13 protein-coding genes and 3 pseudogenes are annotated in these 18,208 nt (G+C 64.0%); 7 read left to right on the top strand and 9 right to left on the bottom strand.

What is annotated here, in order from left to right; translation table 11 throughout:
• Both ABIB24_RS01625 and ABIB24_RS01620 read right to left on the bottom strand, forming a co-directional pair.
• A complete protein-coding gene (locus ABIB24_RS01625) occupies positions 1–834 on the bottom strand; it encodes an urease accessory protein UreD (protein WP_354316017.1) in 834 nt (277 codons plus the stop codon).
• Between the two features lie 395 nt (positions 835–1,229).
• On the bottom strand, positions 1,230–2,144 hold the full coding sequence (locus ABIB24_RS01620) for a site-specific integrase (protein WP_015270152.1): 915 nt from the start codon (positions 2,142–2,144) through the stop codon (positions 1,230–1,232).
• Positions 2,145–2,358: 214 nt separating this feature from the next.
• Between ABIB24_RS01620 and ABIB24_RS01615 the strand changes: the two genes are divergently transcribed.
• A complete protein-coding gene (locus tag ABIB24_RS01615; protein ID WP_354316016.1) occupies positions 2,359–3,540 on the top strand; it encodes an NnrS family protein in 1,182 nt (393 codons plus the stop codon).
• A 251-nt stretch (positions 3,541–3,791) separates the two neighbouring features.
• Here the strand turns inward: ABIB24_RS01615 and ABIB24_RS01610 are convergent, their stop codons facing one another.
• The 3 genes and pseudogenes from ABIB24_RS01610 to ABIB24_RS01600 all read right to left on the bottom strand — a co-directional run.
• The gene (locus tag ABIB24_RS01610) at positions 3,792–6,059 is read right to left on the bottom strand and encodes an ATP-dependent DNA helicase (RefSeq protein ID WP_354316015.1); all 2,268 of its coding nucleotides are present in this window, start codon (positions 6,057–6,059) and stop codon (positions 3,792–3,794) included.
• Positions 6,056–7,705, bottom strand: coding sequence for a VRR-NUC domain-containing protein (locus ABIB24_RS01605; protein WP_289514748.1), 1,650 nt, complete (start codon positions 7,703–7,705; stop codon positions 6,056–6,058). The genes ABIB24_RS01610 and ABIB24_RS01605 overlap by 4 nt, the downstream gene beginning before the upstream one ends.
• 228 nt (positions 7,706–7,933) lie before the next feature.
• Positions 7,934–9,059, bottom strand: a pseudogene (locus tag ABIB24_RS01600) (MFS transporter); the annotation flags it as partial.
• Here ABIB24_RS01600 and ABIB24_RS01595 point away from each other — a divergent pair.
• Positions 9,057–9,206, top strand: a pseudogene (locus tag ABIB24_RS01595) (MFS transporter); the annotation flags it as partial. The pseudogenes ABIB24_RS01600 and ABIB24_RS01595 overlap by 3 nt on opposite strands.
• Positions 9,207–9,339: 133 nt before the next feature.
• Here the strand turns inward: ABIB24_RS01595 and ABIB24_RS01590 are convergent.
• The 3 genes from ABIB24_RS01590 to ABIB24_RS01580 form a co-directional block, all read right to left on the bottom strand.
• The gene (locus tag ABIB24_RS01590; RefSeq protein ID WP_274079669.1) at positions 9,340–10,695 is read right to left on the bottom strand and encodes an aminotransferase class I/II-fold pyridoxal phosphate-dependent enzyme; all 1,356 of its coding nucleotides are present in this window, start codon (positions 10,693–10,695) and stop codon (positions 9,340–9,342) included.
• Positions 10,695–12,080: a hypothetical protein gene (locus ABIB24_RS01585; RefSeq protein ID WP_274079668.1), complete on the bottom strand. Its 1,386-nt coding sequence runs from the start codon at positions 12,078–12,080 to the stop codon at positions 10,695–10,697. The genes ABIB24_RS01590 and ABIB24_RS01585 overlap by 1 nt, the downstream gene beginning before the upstream one ends.
• A 514-nt stretch (positions 12,081–12,594) precedes the next feature.
• Positions 12,595–13,617 (bottom strand): zinc-dependent alcohol dehydrogenase family protein, encoded by a 1,023-nt coding sequence (locus ABIB24_RS01580; protein WP_038409469.1) that lies wholly within the window; start codon positions 13,615–13,617, stop codon positions 12,595–12,597.
• 206 nt (positions 13,618–13,823) lie between these two features.
• Between ABIB24_RS01580 and ABIB24_RS01575 the strand changes: the two genes are divergently transcribed.
• From ABIB24_RS01575 to ABIB24_RS01555, 5 genes and pseudogenes are all read left to right on the top strand, one after another.
• Positions 13,824–14,738 carry a LysR family transcriptional regulator gene (locus ABIB24_RS01575; protein ID WP_038409468.1) on the top strand — a complete coding sequence of 305 codons (915 nt, stop codon included), beginning with the start codon at positions 13,824–13,826 and terminating at the stop codon, positions 14,736–14,738.
• 154 nt (positions 14,739–14,892) lie between these two features.
• Positions 14,893–15,210, top strand: coding sequence for a type II toxin-antitoxin system PrlF family antitoxin (locus tag ABIB24_RS01570; RefSeq protein ID WP_075045414.1), 318 nt, complete (start codon positions 14,893–14,895; stop codon positions 15,208–15,210).
• Positions 15,210–15,671 (top strand): type II toxin-antitoxin system YhaV family toxin, encoded by a 462-nt coding sequence (locus ABIB24_RS01565; RefSeq protein ID WP_156859478.1) that lies wholly within the window; start codon positions 15,210–15,212, stop codon positions 15,669–15,671. Before ABIB24_RS01570 ends, ABIB24_RS01565 begins: the two co-directional genes overlap by 1 nt.
• Positions 15,672–16,052: 381 nt before the next feature.
• Complete coding sequence (locus tag ABIB24_RS01560) at positions 16,053–17,186, top strand: aminotransferase class V-fold PLP-dependent enzyme (RefSeq protein ID WP_075045417.1); 1,134 nt, start codon at positions 16,053–16,055, stop codon at positions 17,184–17,186.
• Between the two features lie 15 nt (positions 17,187–17,201).
• Positions 17,202–17,375 (top strand): annotated as a pseudogene (locus tag ABIB24_RS01555) (S-(hydroxymethyl)glutathione synthase); the annotation flags it as partial.
• 15 nt (positions 17,376–17,390) lie between these two features.
• Here ABIB24_RS01555 and ABIB24_RS01550 read toward each other — a convergent pair.
• Positions 17,391–18,116 (bottom strand): lipoyl synthase, encoded by a 726-nt coding sequence (locus tag ABIB24_RS01550; protein WP_354316013.1) that lies wholly within the window; start codon positions 18,114–18,116, stop codon positions 17,391–17,393.
• Positions 18,117–18,208 lie beyond the last annotated feature (92 nt).

The following is an 18,208-nucleotide window of genomic DNA, read 5'->3' as shown; positions in this document are numbered from 1 at the left end:
TCAGGTGGCCCAGATACGCGGCGGGCAGGCCGGCAGGCCGAGGACGGCCGGGCGCAGCACATGCCACAGGCGTTGCAGGGTGCGTTGCAGGTGTTGGTTGTCATGGTCAAGCACGCGGATGACCAGTAATGACCCAAGCAGGGTCGCGCCGGCCGGGTTGGCCATCTCGTCGAGCAGCGGCCGCACCAGATCCAGCACGGCCTGGTCGGCGGGTGCGGCGCAGAAGGTGGCCAGCAACGGATGCCCGCCAAGCTTGTCCAGGCGCCCGCCTTCGACGCGCAGGCGCTCGTGCAGGCCTACTTCGTCGGGCAGTTCGATGCGCAGGCGGCTGTCGAGGGCACCCTGCTCGAAACGCTCGTTCATCACCGGGCGCCCCAGGCACAGGGTTTCCCAGGCCAGCAGGCGCGCCCCCGGTTCGAGGGTGAAACGGCTGGCGAGGCTGGCGCGGGCGCCGGAAAAGAAGATGCTGTCCTGCGGCAGCCACTCCAGGGTGCTGCCGGCTGCCAGGTGAAAGCGCTGGGCCAGCCGCGCGGTCGGGCCGATGCTGCGGTAGAACTTGCTGGCGCCGGGCATGGTCAGCAGAGCGTGGCTGCCCGGCTCCAGCTGGATATCCAGCTCCAGGCGGTCGCCAGCGACGATCCCACCGGGTGGGTGCAGCACGTAGACATGGCACGGTGCACCTTCCGGATAGAACGGCCGCTGCACCAAAAGAGGTCCGAAATGCCGCCACGCACCAAGGCGGGTCACCTCGTCACGCCTGACGAAACGCAACTGCAGGTGAGCGCTCCAGCCGGCATCGTCGTGTTGTTGTTCGATCTGCTCCGCGAGCGACATCCTGCGGCCCCTGAAATCCGTGGCCTGCTGGCCGTTTAGAGGGGCAGGCACGCACGGCTACGGCGCGCGCGGCCTGACCACTCGATCAAATTCGCAGGCTGGATATAGCAGGTTGCGGGCCAACTCCGCAGGTGAACGAAGATGAAACTTTTTCCCCAGCCGCTCTGGCATCGGGCATACGGGGGGATGGCGCACAAGGCGGGGGCGTGCTTTGGCCCTGTTTCGGTGCCAGCCCATCTCAAGGCAAAAATTACCCGATGCTGCGACACGGCCTCTGTGGGAGCGGGTTTACCCGCGAAGAATCCAACCCAGTGCATGGCACGGGCCTCGCCCGTGTTCGCGGGTGAACCCGCTCCCACAGGGTTCGAGCAAGCCCTTCATACAGCGACAAGGCGTCAGTAATCGAAGCGGTCCACCGCACGCCGGCGTTCGTTGTCATCACGCCGGTCATAGATCGCGGTGGTCTGGATATTGGCGTGATGCGCCAGCTTCTGCGCAATGGACAGGTCGTGCTCTTCGATCACCCGGGTGATGAACGCCCGGCGGAAGTCGTGCGGCATGATCTTCACGCCCACCTGCGCCCCACGCTGGCGGGCGATGTAGTAAATGGCATGCTTGGTGATGCGCGCCCGGGTGATATGGCTGCCACGGCGGATGCGGTTGAACAGGAACGGGTCGTCTTCGGCCCCAGCCGGCAAGTCCTGGCGGCGCAGGTCCAGCCACGCCTGCAACTTCTCGAACGCCCATGGCGGGGCGTACTTGATCAGCTGGCGGTTGCCCTTGCCCAGCACCTGCAGGCTGCGCGCCTCGAAGTCGACCTGGTCCAGGTCGATGTCCACCGATTCCGACTTGCGCATGCCGGTGCCGTACAGCAAGGCGATGATCGCCGCGTCACGCACACCCTGCGGCCGTGGGTCGGCCGCGCACACATCCATCAGCTCGCGAATCAGGCTGCGGCGCAGGTTGCGCCCCGGTGGCAGGCGGCTGCCGGTGGCCGGTTTGACCTCGCGGATGCGCAACAACTGCTCATGATCGATCAGGCCCTGGCGCCAGGCTTCGTTCATCACACCGCGGATGGCGTTGACGTACAGCGACGAGCTGTTGGGTGCGTAACCGTCGGCACGCAGCGCCGCCACCAGGGCGATCACATGGCCGGGCTCGAGCCGATGCCAGGGCACATCGACGATATTGCAGTCGACAAACCCCAGCCGGTCGGCAGCGTCCTGAAGGATGTAGCGCATGGTTTGCTGGCTGGATGGGGCCAGGCGGGCCATGTACTGCAGCAGTGGATTTTTCGAGAGGTCGGACAAAACGTGAATCCTGTAGCGAAGCGTTGGCCAGCGGCGAACCGGCCAGACCCTGAAGCAAGTCAATACGACATACAAGCAGGTCCAAATAACAGCAGAAAACGCATGTCATTCGGACCCGGAGAGGTGCCATCACCTTGATATACAACGGGTTCGGAGCTGGCACGGATCGTGATCTTACCCCAATTGAGCCTACTGAACGAACGAAGGTCCGCCCATGCTTGTGCAGCCGATCGCTTCACGCCCACGCCAGGCCGTCTGGGGCCTGGGTTTCCGCCCATTCTTCCTGGGTGGCAGTTTGTTTGCGCTGCTCGCCTTGCTGTTGTGGGCCGGCGTACTGGCCGGGGCGCTGGAGCCCACGCCCCCCGGTGGCATGCTCGCCTGGCACCGCCACGAGATGCTCTATGGCTTTGCTGCCGCCATCATCGCCGGCTTCCTGCTGACCGCCGTGCAGAACTGGAGCGGCACCCCAGGCTTGAGCGGGCGTGCGCTGCAGGGTTTGTTCCTGCTTTGGCTGCTGGGCAGGACGAGCTGGTTCCTGCCATTACCGGGCAGCTTGCTGGTGGTGATCGAGGGCAGCTTCCTGCCACTGGTGGCACTGGCCCTGGCACGGCCGATCGTGCAACGGCGCTTGCGTAACAACTACCCGATCGTCGGCCTTGTGCTGTTGATCGCCGCCTGCCAGTGGCTGACCCTGGTCGGCTGGCTGCGCCAAGACGAACTGTGGCAGCGCCGCGGGGTGTTTGCCGGGTTGTGGCTGGTAGCCGCGATGATGACCGTGCTTGGCGGGCGGGTGATCCCGTTCTTCACCCGGCGCGGCCTGGGCAACATGGCCCCGGCCCCTGCCCGCCCCTGGCTGGACCGGGCCTGCCTGCTGCTGAGCGTGGCGGTACCGCTGGCCTTTGCCTCGGGCTTGGCCGATACGCCACGTATCGCCCTGGCCCTGCTGTTCAGCGCCTTGTTCGCCCTGCATACGGCCCGCCTGGCCTTGTGGCATGACCGTGGCTTGTGGCGGGTGCCCCTGCTGTGGTCGCTGCACCTGGCCTATGCCTGGATTGCCATTGCCTGCCTGGGCATGGCGCTGTGGCATGCCGGGGTGGCGCTGGGCCCGAGCCTGGTGACCCACGCCCTGACCGTGGGCGCCATGAGCGGCTTGATCCTGGCGATGATGGCACGGGTCAGCCTGGGCCACACCGGCAGGCCGCTGCAGGTGCCGACCAGCATTGCCTGGGCCTTTGCCTTGATACAACTGGCGACGCTGGCGCGGGTGGTGCTGCCGATGTTCACGCCGCTGGGGGTGAGCCTTTCAGTAGTGTGCTGGAGCCTGGCGCTGCTGCTGTTCCTGCAACATTACCTGCCCATCTTGCTGCGGCCACGGGCTGACGGTATGCCTGGCTAACGCGCCATGGAACTGCACATAACTGGCCTCTACGGGAGCAACTGTCTTGCTCAAATTATAAAAGTTGGCGCGATCCCCTGTGGGAGCGGCCTTGTGTCGCGAAAGGGCTGCAAAGCAGCCCCAGCAATTTCAACTATTGCGCATCAAAACCTGGGGCCGCGTTGCGGCCCTTTCGCGACACAAGGCCGCTCCCACAGGTACAGCGACAACCTCAAGGCCTATTCCATCCCGGTGATGCTGGCTGACAGGCATCAGGGATAATTTCCGGCCGCTGGCCACCACCCCGGGAACATCTGCTGCACCCGGGGTTCGGCGAAGCGCTCGTCGATCAAGACCAGAACGCCACGGTCCTGGTCGCCCCGGATGACCCGGCCTGCCGCCTGAATGACCTTGCGCACGCCCGGGTAGAGATAGGCGTAATCGAACCCCGCACCAAACTGCCGCCCCAGGCGCTGCTTGAACTGCTCGTTCACTGGGTTGACCTGGGGTAGCCCGAGGGTGGCGACAAACGCGCCGATCAGCCGTGTGCCCGGCAAGTCCACCCCCTCCCCGAATGCACCACCCAGCACCGCAAAGCCCACCCCACGGCCATCCGCCACAAAACGGTCGAGAAAGCCCTGGCGGGCCGCTTCGTCCATGCCCGGTTCCTGGGCCCACATGGGTATCTGTGCATGCCGCTCGGCCAGCAGCCCGGCCACCTGTTGCAGGTACTCGAAACTGCTGAAGAACGCCAGGTAGTTGCCCGGCATGCGCTCATACTGTCGGGCAATCAGCTCGACGATCGGCGCCAGCGAAGCCTGGCGTTGCTGGTAACGGGTGGATACCTGGCTGGCGATGCGCACTTCCAGCTGTTCGGCGCGAAACGGCGCGGCCACTTCCAGCCAGGCGGTATCGGCCGGCATGCCAAGCAGGTCGCTGTAGAAGTGCCGTGGGCTCAGGGTGGCGGAAAACAGCGTCACGCTGCGCGCCGCCTGCATGCGTGGGCCCAACAGGCGCGCCGGGGTGACATTGCGCAGGCACAGGGTGGCCAGCCGCCGCTTGCGCGGGCCCTGGCGCTGGCTGATGTCGAACAGGAAGTGCTCGTCGAACAGCTCGGCAACCCGGCTGAACTGCAACGCCTGGTAGAAGAACTGCAGCACCTGCGGGTCCATTTGCGCAGGCGCCTGGTTCATTTGTTCCTGGATCAGCCCGATGCATTGCTGCAGGGCACGCAGCAAAGCGTCCGGCAGCGTCTCGCTGGCCTGGTACGGGGCACGCTGCTCCTTGTAGAGGGCGTTCCACTGCCGGTTCAGCCGGTCCAGCGCACTGACCAGCCCGGGCGGTTTGCTCTGGCGCAGGGCCTGCAACTGGCCTTGGTCGAGGCTGGCGCTGTACATGCCGCGGCCGCGCTCGACCAGGTTGTGCGCCTCGTCCACCAGCACCGCGACCCGCCACTGGTTGGCTTGGGTCAGGCCGAACAACAAGGCATGGGCATCGAAGTAGTAGTTGTAGTCAGCCACCAGCACGTCTACCCAGCGCGCCATTTCCTGGCCGAGGTAATACGGGCATACCTGGTGCGCCAGGGCTACCTCGCGCAGCTGGGCGCGGTCGAGCAAGGGCAACGCTGCCGCTGCCTGCCGCGCGGCCGGCAGGCGGTCGTAGAAGCCTACGGCCAAGGGGCAGGACTCGCCATGACAGGCCTTGTCGGGGTGCTCGCAGGCTTTGTCGCGGGCGATCAGCTCCAGCGTGCGCAAGGCCGGCTGCGGCGTGGCATCGGTGATCTGGCGCATGGCATCCAGGGCCAGGGCCCGGCCCGGGGTCTTGGCGGTGAGAAAGAACAGCTTGTCCAGCTGCTGCGGCACCATGGCCTTGAGCAGGGGGAACAAGGTACCGACGGTCTTGCCAATTCCGGTGCTGGCCTGGGCCATCAGGCAACGGCCGGTACTCACGGCCTTGTACAGGGTTTCCGCCAGTTGTCGCTGGCCCTGGCGGAACGCCGGATAGGGGAAGCCCAGTGCTTGCAGGCCCAGGTTACGCTCGGCCAGGCGCTGCTCCTGCCCTTGTGCCCACGCCAAAAAGCGCTGGCACTGGGTTTCGAAGAAGGCCTGCAGTTCGGCTGCCGTGCAGTGTTCACTGATCAGAGTCTGGCCATCGCTGTCCACGTCCAGGTAAACCAGCGCTACCTCGATGGCCGGCAGTTGCCGTGCCTGGCACATCAACCAGCCGTAGACCTTGGCCTGCGCCCAGTGCAACTGGCGATGGTTGGCCGGTTGGCGCGACAGGTCGCCACGGTGGGTCTTGATCTCTTCCAGGCGGTTGCAGGCGGGGTCGTAACCGTCGGCGCGGCCACGCACTTTCAGGGTTTCGAACTGGCCTTCAAGGGCAATTTCCGACTCATAGCCCGCAGCACGTCGCGCCACCACCCGCCGATGCCCCTCGATCCCCTCCTGGGCGGTGGGTGATGGCGTGAAGCGCAGGTCCAGGTCGCCGACCTTGGCGCTGAATTCACACAAGGCGCGTACCGCCACGCTGTAGCTCACGGTGTTTCGCTCCAGCGCACGTGGCACACCGCGACAGGCAGGCCGTGGGCCCGGCAGAACTCCAGCCAGCGCAGCTGGTTGTCCTGCAGGCGGTCGCCAGGGCCCTTGACCTCGACCATGCGATAGCGACCTTGCTCGGGCCAGAACTGGATCAGGTCGGGCATGCCGGCGCGGTTGTTGCGGATGTCCTGCAGCAGGCGCAGGAAGCACTGTTTCAAATGGGCCGCCGGCAGGCAGGCCAAGGCTTGCTCAAGCAACGCTTCACTGAGCACGGACCAGAACACGAACGGCGACTGCAGCCCTTGCTTGGCGGCGTAGCAGTCGAGAATCGCCCGGTGATGGCTGCCATCGTCCAGCCGCCCCAGGCAACGTTCGAACAGAGGACTGCGGCGTTGCTGGAAGTCGCTGTCATGCAGGTCCTGCGGGGCGGCCTGGAACGGGTTGAAGAACGCGCCAGGCACCGGGGCGAAGATCGCCTCCCAGCACAGCAGGCCGAACAGGCTGTTGAACAGCGTGTTCTCCACGTAATGCACCGGCCCACCGGCTTCGGCCAGGTGCTGGCGTACCGCCTCCTCCACACCCAGCGCTGCCAGTTCCCGGGGCAGTTCCAGCTCGATCAGCTCCAGGGGCGCGACACGCTGGCGCCGCTGTGGCGGGCCACCGAGCTTGCGTGCCAGGCGTGGCAACATGCGTTCCAGCGCCTGCACTTCCAGGGCGTTGGCCGGCGCCGCCGCCAGTTGCAGCGCCAGTGCATGGGCCTGGGGCCACTGTTCGCTGCGCTCCAGCACCCGCACCTGGCGGATGCGCGCCTGGGCATGGCTGCACTGCGTGTACACAGCCATGGCCTGCGCCCAGTCGCCCAGGCGCTCGCATTGCTGGCCCAGGGCGAATTGCAGGCGCGCATGGCGCCGGGCCAGCCATGGGTTGTCGCTGTGCAGGCCCTGCATGGCTGCCAGGATCGACAGCGGGTCGTCGCCCTGCTCCAGGCGCTCGGCGCACTGGTGCAAGGCCATGGCCAGGTCGACTTCGGCGCGTTGCTGCAGGGCACGCGAATCGGTGCTGAACGGCACCTGTTCGTAGCGCAACAAACCGAGGTCGGCGAGGACGAAGTCCGACCAGTCCTGGTACAGGTTGCCGAAGAACAGCAGGCGCATGCGGTCGCACAAGGGTTGCAGGCACCACTGGAGGATGCGCACGCCACTGTCCGGAAACCACTCGGCCAATGAACGGGCTTGCAGGCCCAGGGGTTGCAGTTGTGCAAGCAGGTCATGCTTGGCAGCGCGAGGGCGGCTCAGCTGCGGGGCAAAACAACGGGCAAGTTCGTCCTTGCGCAGCAGGGCGAACAGTTGCTGCAGTTCCAGTTGCGCGGGCTCCCGTACCCAGCCGAGGGCCAGCAGCGGCTGCAGGGCCTGCCCGGTATCGCCGATTTCGGCATAGTCGAGGCGATCGCTGCGAAAAAGCTCGCCCTTGCGCATGACCATGCGCACCATCAGGGCCTGTGCCGGGGCGTCCAGTTGGCCGAAGGTGCGGATGAAAGCGAGTTCCTGATCGTCGAGCAGGTCTTCGTAGCGCTGTTCGACCCATAGCAGCACCTGGCGGAAATTGTGCAGGTAGTAGAACGGGTCGTCGACGGAATGGGCGATCACTGGCTGGGGTCAGGCGGCTGGAATGGATACTGGTTATACATACAGACCAGTATGCCTGGCAAGTGCCGTGGGTCGCTCAACGATCGGCTGTCGGCTTGGGGGCTGCTTTGCAGCCCAATCGCGACGCAAGGCCGCTCCCACAAGGTATTGCAGTGCTGCTGAAACCAGCGCGATACCTGTGGGAGCGGCCTTGCGTCGCGATTGGGGCGCAAAGCGCCCCCCCGGAATTCACCCCTGTTCCGTCGCCCCGACCATCTCCGCCGCCTTGACCTTGGCACTGCCAATCGGGGCCTGCAGCAGCAGGAAGTAAGCCACCGCCGAACACAGCGCCACCACCGCACTGATCATGAACGCCGTGGTGAACGAGCCCGAATACTGGATGCTGAAGCCAGTGACGATCGGCGCCACCGAGCCGGCAATGTAGCCGCCGAAGTTCTGGATCGAGCCAAACGAGGCCACGCGCTGGCTGTCGACGATGGTGTTGACGATCATCCAGGCAGTGGCACTGGCCATGTTGATGCTGAACAGCGCCAGGCACAGCAGGACGATGCAACCGGTCAGGCCGGTGACGAACGACAGCGGCAGGGTAAACAGCGCCGCCAGCACCAGCCCGGTGATGACGCTGAACTTGCGGCTGGCCAGCACGCTCATGCCGCGCTTCACCAGCACGTCGCAGAAGCGCCCGGCAACGATCGTGCCCGCTGCGCCAAAGCCATAGGCCAGCGACACTACCCAGGCGGTCTTGTACAGGTCCAGGCCGTGCTCACGCTCGAAGTAGCCAGGCAGCCAGGTCAGGTGCAGCCAGAGCATGTAGATCACGCCCATGAAGCCGAGCACCGCACCCCAGGTACTGCGGTGCTTGAACAGGTCGAGCCAGCCGGCGAAGTACGAGGCCTTCGGCGCTTGTGAAGTGGCTGCCGGTGCCTGCAGCCCACTCGGCAACGGCTTGCCTTCGGCAGCAAGCTCCGCCAGGTAGCGGGCCTTGCTTTTGTAGAAGGTCAGCCAGCACAGCGCCGATCACGCCGGTGATGATGAACATGCCGCGCCAGCCGAAGTTGACCATGAACAGCGTCAGCAAGGGTGGCGCCAGGCACGGGCCGAGGCAGGTCGAGGACCAAACCACGCCGGTCGGGGTGCCGCGTTCGTTGGCATCGAACCACTCCGACAGGGCCTTGGCCGCCGACGGGAACATCGGCGCCTCGCCAATCCCCAGCAGCACACGCAGGCCCATGAAGCCGGCAAAGCTGTTGACCATGCCGAACGCTGCCTGGGCCACCGACCAGCCCAGCAACGAGGCGCCGAGGGCGATCTTGCTGCCCAGGCGGTCGATGATCATGCCCATCGGCAGCTGGGCGGTTTCGTCGGCCCATCGGTGATGGGCCTGATCGAGCAGGCCACCGGCAGTACCCGCAATGGCTTGTGGATCATCGCCGCGTTGCTGGTGGTGGCAGCGCTGGTCAGTACCCGCTTGCGGCAAGGGCAGGAGCAAGCGAATCGCTGACAGGAGGCGTTTGCCTGCCAAGGCCTAATCGCCGGCAAGCCGGCTCCCACAGGTACAGCGACAACCTTGAGTTCAACGCTGCACCCGTGGGAGCTGGCTTGCCGGCGATGGGTTGCAACGCAACCCCGGCGGCTCAAGGTGTAGCGCCGGCAGGCCGGCCGCAGCGCAGTTCCAGCACCTGAGCCAGGCGCTCTACCGCCTGTTGCAGCTCCCCCGGGTGATCACCCAGCCACGCCATCGCCAGATACTGCTGGTAGCGGCCCTGCAGGCTGAACTGCTCGCCCGGCAGGGCATGCAGTGCTGAACCAGCCAGCGCTGCTGCAATACCCTCCCACGGCAGCGGCTGGCGAAAGCGCACCCACAGTGTCCGGCCACCCTCCGGCGTTTCCAACACCACCCGCTGGCCGAACTGCAGCTGCAACTCACGCGCCAGGCATTGCATGCGCTTTTGCAGGTCGGTGCGCAGCCGCACCAGTTGCGCCTCGATTTCGCCTTTGCCCAGCATGTGCGCCAGCGCTTGCAGGCGAAGCGGTGCAAGCCGAAATGCACGCTCAGCGAAAGCCCGGGCCAGCACGGCATCATGACCCAGCAGGTAGGCATAGGGCGCCTCGCCCCCCACTGCGGCATCGAACGCCCCCATCACCAACAGCCAACGCGGGTCGACCCAATCGCGCAGGCGCGTATTCGGCGGCCCGCTGTAACAGTGCTCGCTGTCCAGATCGTTCTCCAGCAACCATACAGGGTGCTGGCCCAGCAGCTGGCCAAGCTGCTGCTGATAGTGCAGTGAAACCAGCCGCCCCTGCGGCATGCCAAGGCACGACGGCATGACCAGCATGCACACCGGCTCGCTGGCCAGCAGCCGGCCCAGGGCGCGCAGGTCCGGGTTGCCGCGGCTATCCAGTGGTACCTCCAGCACTCGCATGTCGGCACGGGCCAATGCGCGCAGTACCTGCCAGCAACAGGGCGAGTGCACTACCACGGTCCCGCCTTGCAGGGCCAGCGCCGCCAGCAAAGTCTCCAGCAACGCCTGCACATCTGGCGCCAGCTGGACGTCCTCGGCACGCCAGTACTGGTTGGAGGAGCGGGTATAGCGCTCGGCGACGGCATTGCGCAGGCGGGCGCTGCCGGGTGCGTCCCACGGGGCGACACTGTGCGAGCGCTGACGCGCCAGGCGCCGCTCGTGGGTGAACAGGGTGCGCTCAAGCATCGGCTGTGCCGGCAGGGACGCCTGCCGGGGCATGGCCGCAGCATCCCCCTTGGCAGCGCCCTGTACGTAATAGCCCGACCTGGGCAGACACTGCACGCGCCCCTCTTCTTCCAGCAGGCTGTAGGCACTCTGCACGGTGGCCAATGACACCCGCAACCGCCGGGCCAACACGCGCAACGACGGCAATCGGCACGGGCCACTGGGTGGCGCCTGGTCGATCAGGGCTTCCAGGTAGCGATAGACCTTGCGATAGGCGAACTCGCCGGAGCCCGATTGCGCCATCAAGGCGGCCCCGCATGACCACGCCGCCGCCCCGTTGCCCGCCGTGGCAGCAACCTCAGCTGTACATCGCGACGGGCCAGGTGGCTCATGAGGCGCCAGGAGGCCAGCGGCAGGCCTCCGCCATAGATCAACCGGAGTTGCCCCAGCGGCAGGCCGCTGGTATTCACCAGCCAGTTTTTCACCGCTTCAGGGCAGGGTTTACCCTGCAAGGCTCGATGCAGGTATGGCAGCGCCACCAGCATGTCGGCATGCCAGCATTGCAGAAAACGCTCCAGGTTCTTCCCCTGCCTGGCAAACGGGCTGAACAGCAGGCACACCTGTTGGATCTGGTTGATGCCATATGCCTTGCCGAACTGCAGCTGATGCGTGTCGCGCCGCTTGTTGGCGCCCGGCTGGCCAGCCAGCCGCAATGCCGGGCGACTGGCCTGCGGCTCGAGACTGCGTGCGTGCAGCTCCCGCAGCTGCACCGGGGCCAACGGCTCGACGAACGCGGTCAATGGCCAGGCGTCCTGGCTCCCCTCGAAGCGACAACCGAGCATGAGGTCCAGCTGCTGCTCTTCGAGCAATGGCGGCAGCAGGTCGTCAATGGCAATCAACCGCACCGGCGTACTCTGCGGCACGCTCGCCGAGGTCGGCCCCGCCAAGGCACCCGATGGCAACCCGATACTGCCGTGCAGGCGGCTCAGCCCTTGTGCCAGCGTCGCCAGGCACTGGTGCACCACATGCGGACCGCGCTCCCCTGCCAGGCGCAGGCTGCGACGTGCCCAGGCCAGGTACCGGCGGCGCTGGCGCGCAGGGATGGCGGTGATAAATACATCAGCAGGTGAATGGGCCTGCAGCGCAAAGCCCACGGCCGCCGCCAGTTCCAGGTGCAGGCGACACCCCAGCAGCGCTTCGGGCCTGGCATCGACCAGGTGACCGAACATCAGCATGGCATCCCTCGCCAACAGCCAGTTGTCGGGCGCGGCAGGGGCATGTCGGCTGAACGGCACCACTTCACGCCCCTTGATCATCTGCAGTTGCACCCGCGGGTCATCCTGCAAGAACAGCGCATTGAAGCTGCGCTCATGGCATTCGAGCGTGGCACTGTCAGCCACGGGCAGGCTCACCACCAGCACCCGCAGCTGGAAGGTTACCGGCGCACGCAGGGCGATACTCAGTTGTGCGGCACGCAGCATGGCCAGCAGCCGGGTGCTGCGGCGATCATTGCCTTGCAGCACCAGCAAGCGGCAGGTACCGATGTAGTCGGGCCCGCCTGCAGCAACCAGCAGCCGTTGTATCAGCAATTGCAAGGAAGCACGCTGTGCTTGTGACATATGACTGAGCAAGCGCTCGAGTACTTGCTGGTAGATATAGTGCATTGCCTGGTCGTGAATAGCAGTCACGAGATCACCTCATCAACTTCATGCAGCCAGCGCACGTTGATCAGAGGACCTGAACATCAACATGCCCCGAACTTTCCCAGAAGAAATTTCCTACAACTAATTGGAAGTAATGACGTAACCATCACTGTCGCCATGACATCGAGAAAAACCCATCGTCGCGACGCCCCGCCGCTGCCATACACCGCCCTGGCCTGGGCATAGCCATGCTCATTCCACGCTCCTTGCGCAAACTATCATTGAGCCATTATCGAGGGATGCAAAGCGAATAGAAGATACAGATCAGGGTAAAAAAACCATTCAGCGGAAGTGAGAAAACACATTGACTGCCAGACGGGAACAGTACAAGACAAAAAACTTGGCGGGATATTTCGGCAAGCCACGGAGCAATCAGTTCAAATATAGTCCGCGTCGTATTTAATTGTAGGAAACTTCTTTTTTTAACGTAAAACCAGTCTCTATTAGCAACAAAAAACCCGGGACTCTGCCCGGGTTTCCTGATAGATGCAGACCGCTGTCAGTGTTGCGCCATGTCCAGCACCACACGCCCGCCGCACGGGCATTGGTCCATGTAGCGATGCGCCTCGACCACCTGTTCGAACGGGTACACCTTGATGATCTGCGGTGTCAGCAACTGGTCGGCAGTGAACTGGTTGATATCACGCAGGGCGCGCTGCAGCGCCACCTGATCCTGGCTGATACCCAGCTCCGGCTTGCCGGTGAAGTTGCCAATGCAGTGCACATAGAACTGGATGTTCTTCTGGAACGCCGCGCAAGCCGGGAACGGCGTCTGATTGCCGCCTTGCAGGCCATACAGCACCAGGCTGCCACGTGGAGCCAGGACATCGCCCAGCAGCGACATCTGCGGCCCGCCCATGCCATCCAGGACCATGTCCACGCCACGACCATCGGTGTACTTGCCAACCTGCAGCAACAGGTCCTGCTCTTCAGTGACAATCACCTTGTCGGCGCCCAGGCCCAGCAGGTACTCACGCTGATCCGCCTCTTTTGTGGCGGCAAACACCTTCAGCCCCAGGGCCTTGCCCAGTTGCACGAAGGCAGGGCCCGCGCAGTGGCTGGCGTCGGTGACCAGCGCGGTCTGCCCGGCCTTGGCCCGGGCCAGGTCGACGTAGGCGAAATAGGCGATCAGCAGCGGCGTGTAGTGCACGCTGGCCTCGATCGGGGTGAGCACATCCGGATAACGGGTAATGGCCGAACGCGGCAGCACGATGACATCGCCATACACCGGGTGGTCGTTGGCACTGGTGGCCGGGAAGCTGGCAACCCGGTCACCCACCGCAATATCCTCGACCCCTTCGCCGACCGCGGTCACCACCCCCGCCATCTCGTGGCCGATCCCCGCCGGCAGGCGCGCCTGGGACGGTGCCAGGTTCTGGCGCCAGAGCACGTCATACCAGCTGACGCCAACCGCCTCGACGCGGATCTGTACCTCGTCGGCAGCAGGTGACGGTTCGGCCTGCTCCTCGCAACGGAGCACATCGGCAGCGCCGAACTTGTGGAAACGGATCATGCGGGACATCGCATACCTCGCCTTTGTGAACCTCTAATTACCACGGACTTTATCCGGGCTTTGCTGGTTAGACCATCAGTGGTCATTAATAGTCGACATGCTTGTCATCGATTGGGCACCTGACTTTCCCTGCGATTGGTCCCCCTAAACCCGTGCAGGGTACCAGCCTTTGGCCTTAAGATTCACCTCTGCCCCACTTTAGGCGAAGCGCACCGATGAATCGAAACGACCTGCGTCGCGTAGACCTCAACCTGCTGATCGTGTTCGAAACGCTGATGCACGAGCGCAGCGTGACCCGTGCCGCGGAAAAACTGTTCCTCGGCCAGCCCGCCATCAGCGCGGCCCTGTCGCGCCTGCGCAACCTGTTCGACGACCCGCTGTTCGTGCGCACCGGCCGCAGCATGGAGCCCTCGGCCCGGGCCCACGAAATCTTCGCCCTGCTGTCCCCGGCGCTGGACTCGATTTCCACCGCCGTCAGCCGCGCTGCCGAATTCGACCCGGCCACCAGCAATGCGGTGTTCCGCATCGGCCTGTCGGACGACGCCGAATTCGCCCTGCTGCCGCAGCTGCTCAAGCGCATCCGCGCCGAAGCGCCGGGTATCGTGCTGGTGGTGCGCCGGGTCAATTACCTGCTGATGCCGACGCTGCTGGCCTCGGGCGAGATCTCGGTGGGGGTCAGCTACACCAGCGAACTGCCAGCCAACGCCAAGCGCAAGGTGCTGCGCCGCAGCATGCCGAAACTGCTGCGCGCCGACAGCGTGCCCGGCGCCATCACCCTGGACGACTTCTGCGCGCGGCCGCATGCGCTGGTGTCGTTTGCCGGGGACCTGTCGGGGTTCATCGACGAGGCGCTGGACGAGATTGGCCGCAAGCGCCACGTGGTGCTGGCGGTGCCGCAGTTCAACGGGCTGGGGAGCTTGCTGGCGGGCACCGATATTGTCGCTACAGTGCCGGATTACACGGCGGATGCGTTGACCGCGGCGGGTGGGTTGCGGGCTGAGGATCTGCCGCTGGATGTGCGCAGTTTCGAGCTGCACATGGCCTGGCGCGGGGCGCAGGACAATGACCCGGCAGAGCGGTGGTTGCGGTCGCGGATACAGATGTTCTTCGGCGACCCTGACAGTCTTTAGGGGCTTCGCGCCGATCGCGTCCCTGGAAGTGGTGTAACTCATCCTGCGGCGCTATTGAGCGTCCTCCCCGCCTATCCTTGATCAGCAGAAAACCAAGATTGACCGAGTAAGGATTATTCCTTACCATCCGATCAATACATCCGGGAGAACACTCATGCCTGCCATCCACGAAATCGCCACGTTGACCTCGAAGGGACAGGTCACACTGCCAAAATCCGTTCGCCAGCTACTGGGCGTTGACACAGGTGGCAAGATTGCATTCGACGTGCGCGGGGGTGAAATCGTGGTCAGCCGCGTAGAAACCACCCACGAAGACCCTGCCATCGGTGCGTTCCTGGGTTTGCTGGAGGCTGATATCCGAAACGGACGCAACCTCACCACCCTGCCGGAAGACTTGGCGCAAACCATGCTCGCCAATGCAAACCACCCTGTAAACCTGGACGAAGATATCGATGGTGAGGTCGCGATCTAATGCTGCGACATGGCTGGACACTGTTGTTCCATGAAGGTGTGACTTTACAGCTACGCAAATTGCAAGAAGCCGCCGCCCGGGCCGAGCAGAACGATCCGCAAGGTTTTGAAAGCAACGCCAACGTCAAGCTGTTTCGGGCATTGAGCCATCTGATCATGGAGGCTGTGCCTGCCGACCCAGGCCGTGATGAGTTCCGCCAAGGCAACACGCTGGGCACCGCCTACAGACATTGGCGCCGCGCAAAAATCGGCAGGCGCTTTCGGCTGTTCTTTCGCTACGACTCAAGGTCCAAGGTCATCGTCTATGCATGGGTCAACGACGAAAATACCCTACGGTCCGCAGGCAGCAAATCCGATCCCTACGCCGTATTCGAGAAGATGCTGGGCCGCGGCAACCCTCCTGATGACTGGGATGCGCTGACTGCTGCAACGCGTAGCGACTGGGACGAGCCCAAAGCATAAGTTGCGCAAATGGGTGAGGGATTGCACGTTCTGCGCCAGCCCCGCCCCCGGTGCGTCCACTGTAATCCACTCGTAGCTGCTGTAAAAAGGGGCCCCATTCATAACCATTTGATTTATATGAAGGGCCAAATGTTATTCGGGGATCCGGACAGTCTCTCAGCACGATCCCCAACACCTCATCGCGCAAATGGCCCAGGCGCTATGGATCAAGGCTTTCACGCTTGGCCGGCAAGAACGCCACGCCCCCCTGTGGGAGCGGCTTCAGCCGCGAAGCAGGCGCCGCGGTATCACATGGATTTCATCAGTCCCGGTCAATCTTGGCATTTGACAAGGCTAAGGACAGGGTCGATACCAATGACATCCCTGCCAAAGGAGTCACCCATGTCGAAGCTTTATCCCAGCATTGATCCTGAGGGGCTGGTCGAGTACTCGGTGGTGTACAGCGACCGCTCGCTCAATCACATGTCGCAGACGTTTCAAGGCGTGATGAAGAACATTTCCAGGACCCTGAAACAGGTCTATAACGCCCAGGCTGTTGCGGTAGTGCCCGGCAGCGGTACATTCGGCATGGAATCGGTAGCGCGCCAGTTTGCCACCGGTCAGCAATGCCTGGTGATACGCAACGGCTGGTTCAGTTATCGCTGGAGCCAGATCCTTGAGATGGGCAACATCCCGGCGGCCACCACGGTGCTGAAAGCCCGACCGGTCGACACTGGTCGCCAGGCTGCCTACGCTCCGCCCCCTCTGGACGAAGTGCTGGCGGCGATAAAGGCGCACAAGCCGCAGATTGTCTTCGCCCCCCACGTTGAAACCTCATCCGGGATTATCCTGCCCGACGATTACCTGCGGGCCGTCGGCGACGCTGTGCATGCGGTGGGCGGCCTGTTCGTGCTCGACTGCATCGCCTCAGGCACGATCTGGGTTGATATGCAAAAGTGCGCAGTCGACCTGCTGATCAGCGCTCCACAGAAAGGCTGGAGCGCCTCCCCTTGCTGCGCCCTGGTGATGCTCAGTGCTTTGGCCCTGGAGCGCATCGAGCAGACGCAAAGCAGCAGTTTCGCCTGCGACCTGAAAAAGTGGCTGCAGATCATGCAGGCCTACGAACAGGGCGGGCATGCCTACCATGCGACCATGCCCAGCGACTCTCTCGCGCGATTTAACAAAGTAATCAACGAGATGCGAGCCTACGGTTTCGACAAGGTCCGCGGCGAACAGCAGGCTCTGGGCGATCGAGTGCGCGCCATGTTGACCGGCAAAGGCATCAAGAGCGTGGCCGCCGCCGGCTTTCAGGCCCCGGGCGTAGTGGTGAGCTACACCGATGATGCCGATATCAAGAGCGGTAAGAAATTTGTCGAGCACGGCCTGCAGATAGCCGCCGGAGTGCCGTTGCAATGTGACGAGCCGGCCGACTTCCAGACCTTCCGCATCGGTCTGTTCGGGCTCGAAAAACTGCACGATATCGAGCGCACGGTCAGCACCCTTGAGCAGGCACTGGACGAAGTGATGGTGAACTAAGGCCTCATCCTGGCATTTGCCGCTTTCGTGTCCTCGGTGATCGAAAGCGGCACGCCACCGGCACTGATGGCGGCGATTCGCGAGCGTCTGCGTGAACTTGGCCTGGAACCTTACGACTGCTTGTCGCCCCCACTCATGGATGCACTCGCGGTTCACGCCGCCAAGCAAAAAGGCACCTACCGCGAATGATGGTGATCTGAACCCTTATACTGCTTGCAGTTGCCGGTCAGCGTGGTAGGACGAGCGCACCAGCGGCCCGGAGGCCACGTTTCTGAACCCCATCGCCAAGGCCTGCTCGGCAAGCATGGCGAAGGTGTCAGGGTGCACGAAGCGCTGCACCGGCAGGTGGCTGCGAGACGGTTGCAGATACTGCCCCAGGGTCAGCATGTCAACCTGATGCTCACGCATGCGCTGCATCACCTCGACCACCTCGGCATCGGTCTCGCCCAGGCCGAGCATCAGGCCGGACTTTGTCGGTACCACCGGCAGGCGTTGCTTGAAGCGCTCCAGCAGGTCCAGCGACCACTCGAAGTCCGAGCCCGGCCGTGCCGCCCGGTACAGGCGCGGCACGGTCTCCAGGTTGTGGTTGAACACGTCTGGCGGCTCTTGCGCCGTGATGTCCAGAGCAACGTCCATACGGCCACGGTAATCCGGCACCAGGGTTTCCAGCTGAATACCCGGCGACAGCCTGCGGATCTCGCGCAGGCAATCGGCGAAGTGGCGGGCACCGCCATCGCGCAGGTCGTCACGGTCCACCGAAGTGATCACCACATACTTCAGGCCAAGGTCGGCAATGGCGATGGCAAGGTTCGTCGGCTCATCGGCATCCAGTGGCTTGGGCCCTGATCGCGACTGAACGCTTTCGACCCAAAGCGGACATCTGTAACCGGGGCCGCTTCGCGGCCCATCGCCGGCAAGCGCGGCTCCCACAAGTACAGCGCATGCCTTAAGGCTGGTGATATTCCTGTGGGAGCCGGCTTGCCGGCGATGAGGCCTGCACTGACTACAGAGCTTTGGATCAG

Source organism: Pseudomonas sp. UYEF17, from assembly GCF_040546125.1.
Classification (GTDB): domain Bacteria; phylum Pseudomonadota; class Gammaproteobacteria; order Pseudomonadales; family Pseudomonadaceae; genus Aquipseudomonas; species Aquipseudomonas putida_Z.
This window is presented reverse-complemented; position numbering and strand designations above follow the sequence as displayed.

Excerpts from the sequence above, each read along its gene's own strand:
- ABIB24_RS01625 (WP_354316017.1), bottom strand. The coding sequence starts at position 834 with ATGTCGCTCGCGGAGCAGATCGAACAACAACACGACGATGCCGGCTGG.
- ABIB24_RS01615 (WP_354316016.1), top strand. The coding sequence starts at position 2,359 with ATGCTTGTGCAGCCGATCGCTTCACGCCCACGCCAGGCCGTCTGGGGC.
- ABIB24_RS01590 (WP_274079669.1), bottom strand. The coding sequence starts at position 10,695 with ATGGCGCAATCGGGCTCCGGCGAGTTCGCCTATCGCAAGGTCTATCGC.
- ABIB24_RS01580 (WP_038409469.1), bottom strand. The coding sequence starts at position 13,617 with ATGTCCCGCATGATCCGTTTCCACAAGTTCGGCGCTGCCGATGTGCTC.
- ABIB24_RS01575 (WP_038409468.1), top strand. The coding sequence starts at position 13,824 with ATGAATCGAAACGACCTGCGTCGCGTAGACCTCAACCTGCTGATCGTG.
- ABIB24_RS01570 (WP_075045414.1), top strand. The coding sequence starts at position 14,893 with ATGCCTGCCATCCACGAAATCGCCACGTTGACCTCGAAGGGACAGGTC.
- ABIB24_RS01565 (WP_156859478.1), top strand. The coding sequence starts at position 15,210 with ATGCTGCGACATGGCTGGACACTGTTGTTCCATGAAGGTGTGACTTTA.
- ABIB24_RS01560 (WP_075045417.1), top strand. The coding sequence starts at position 16,053 with ATGTCGAAGCTTTATCCCAGCATTGATCCTGAGGGGCTGGTCGAGTAC.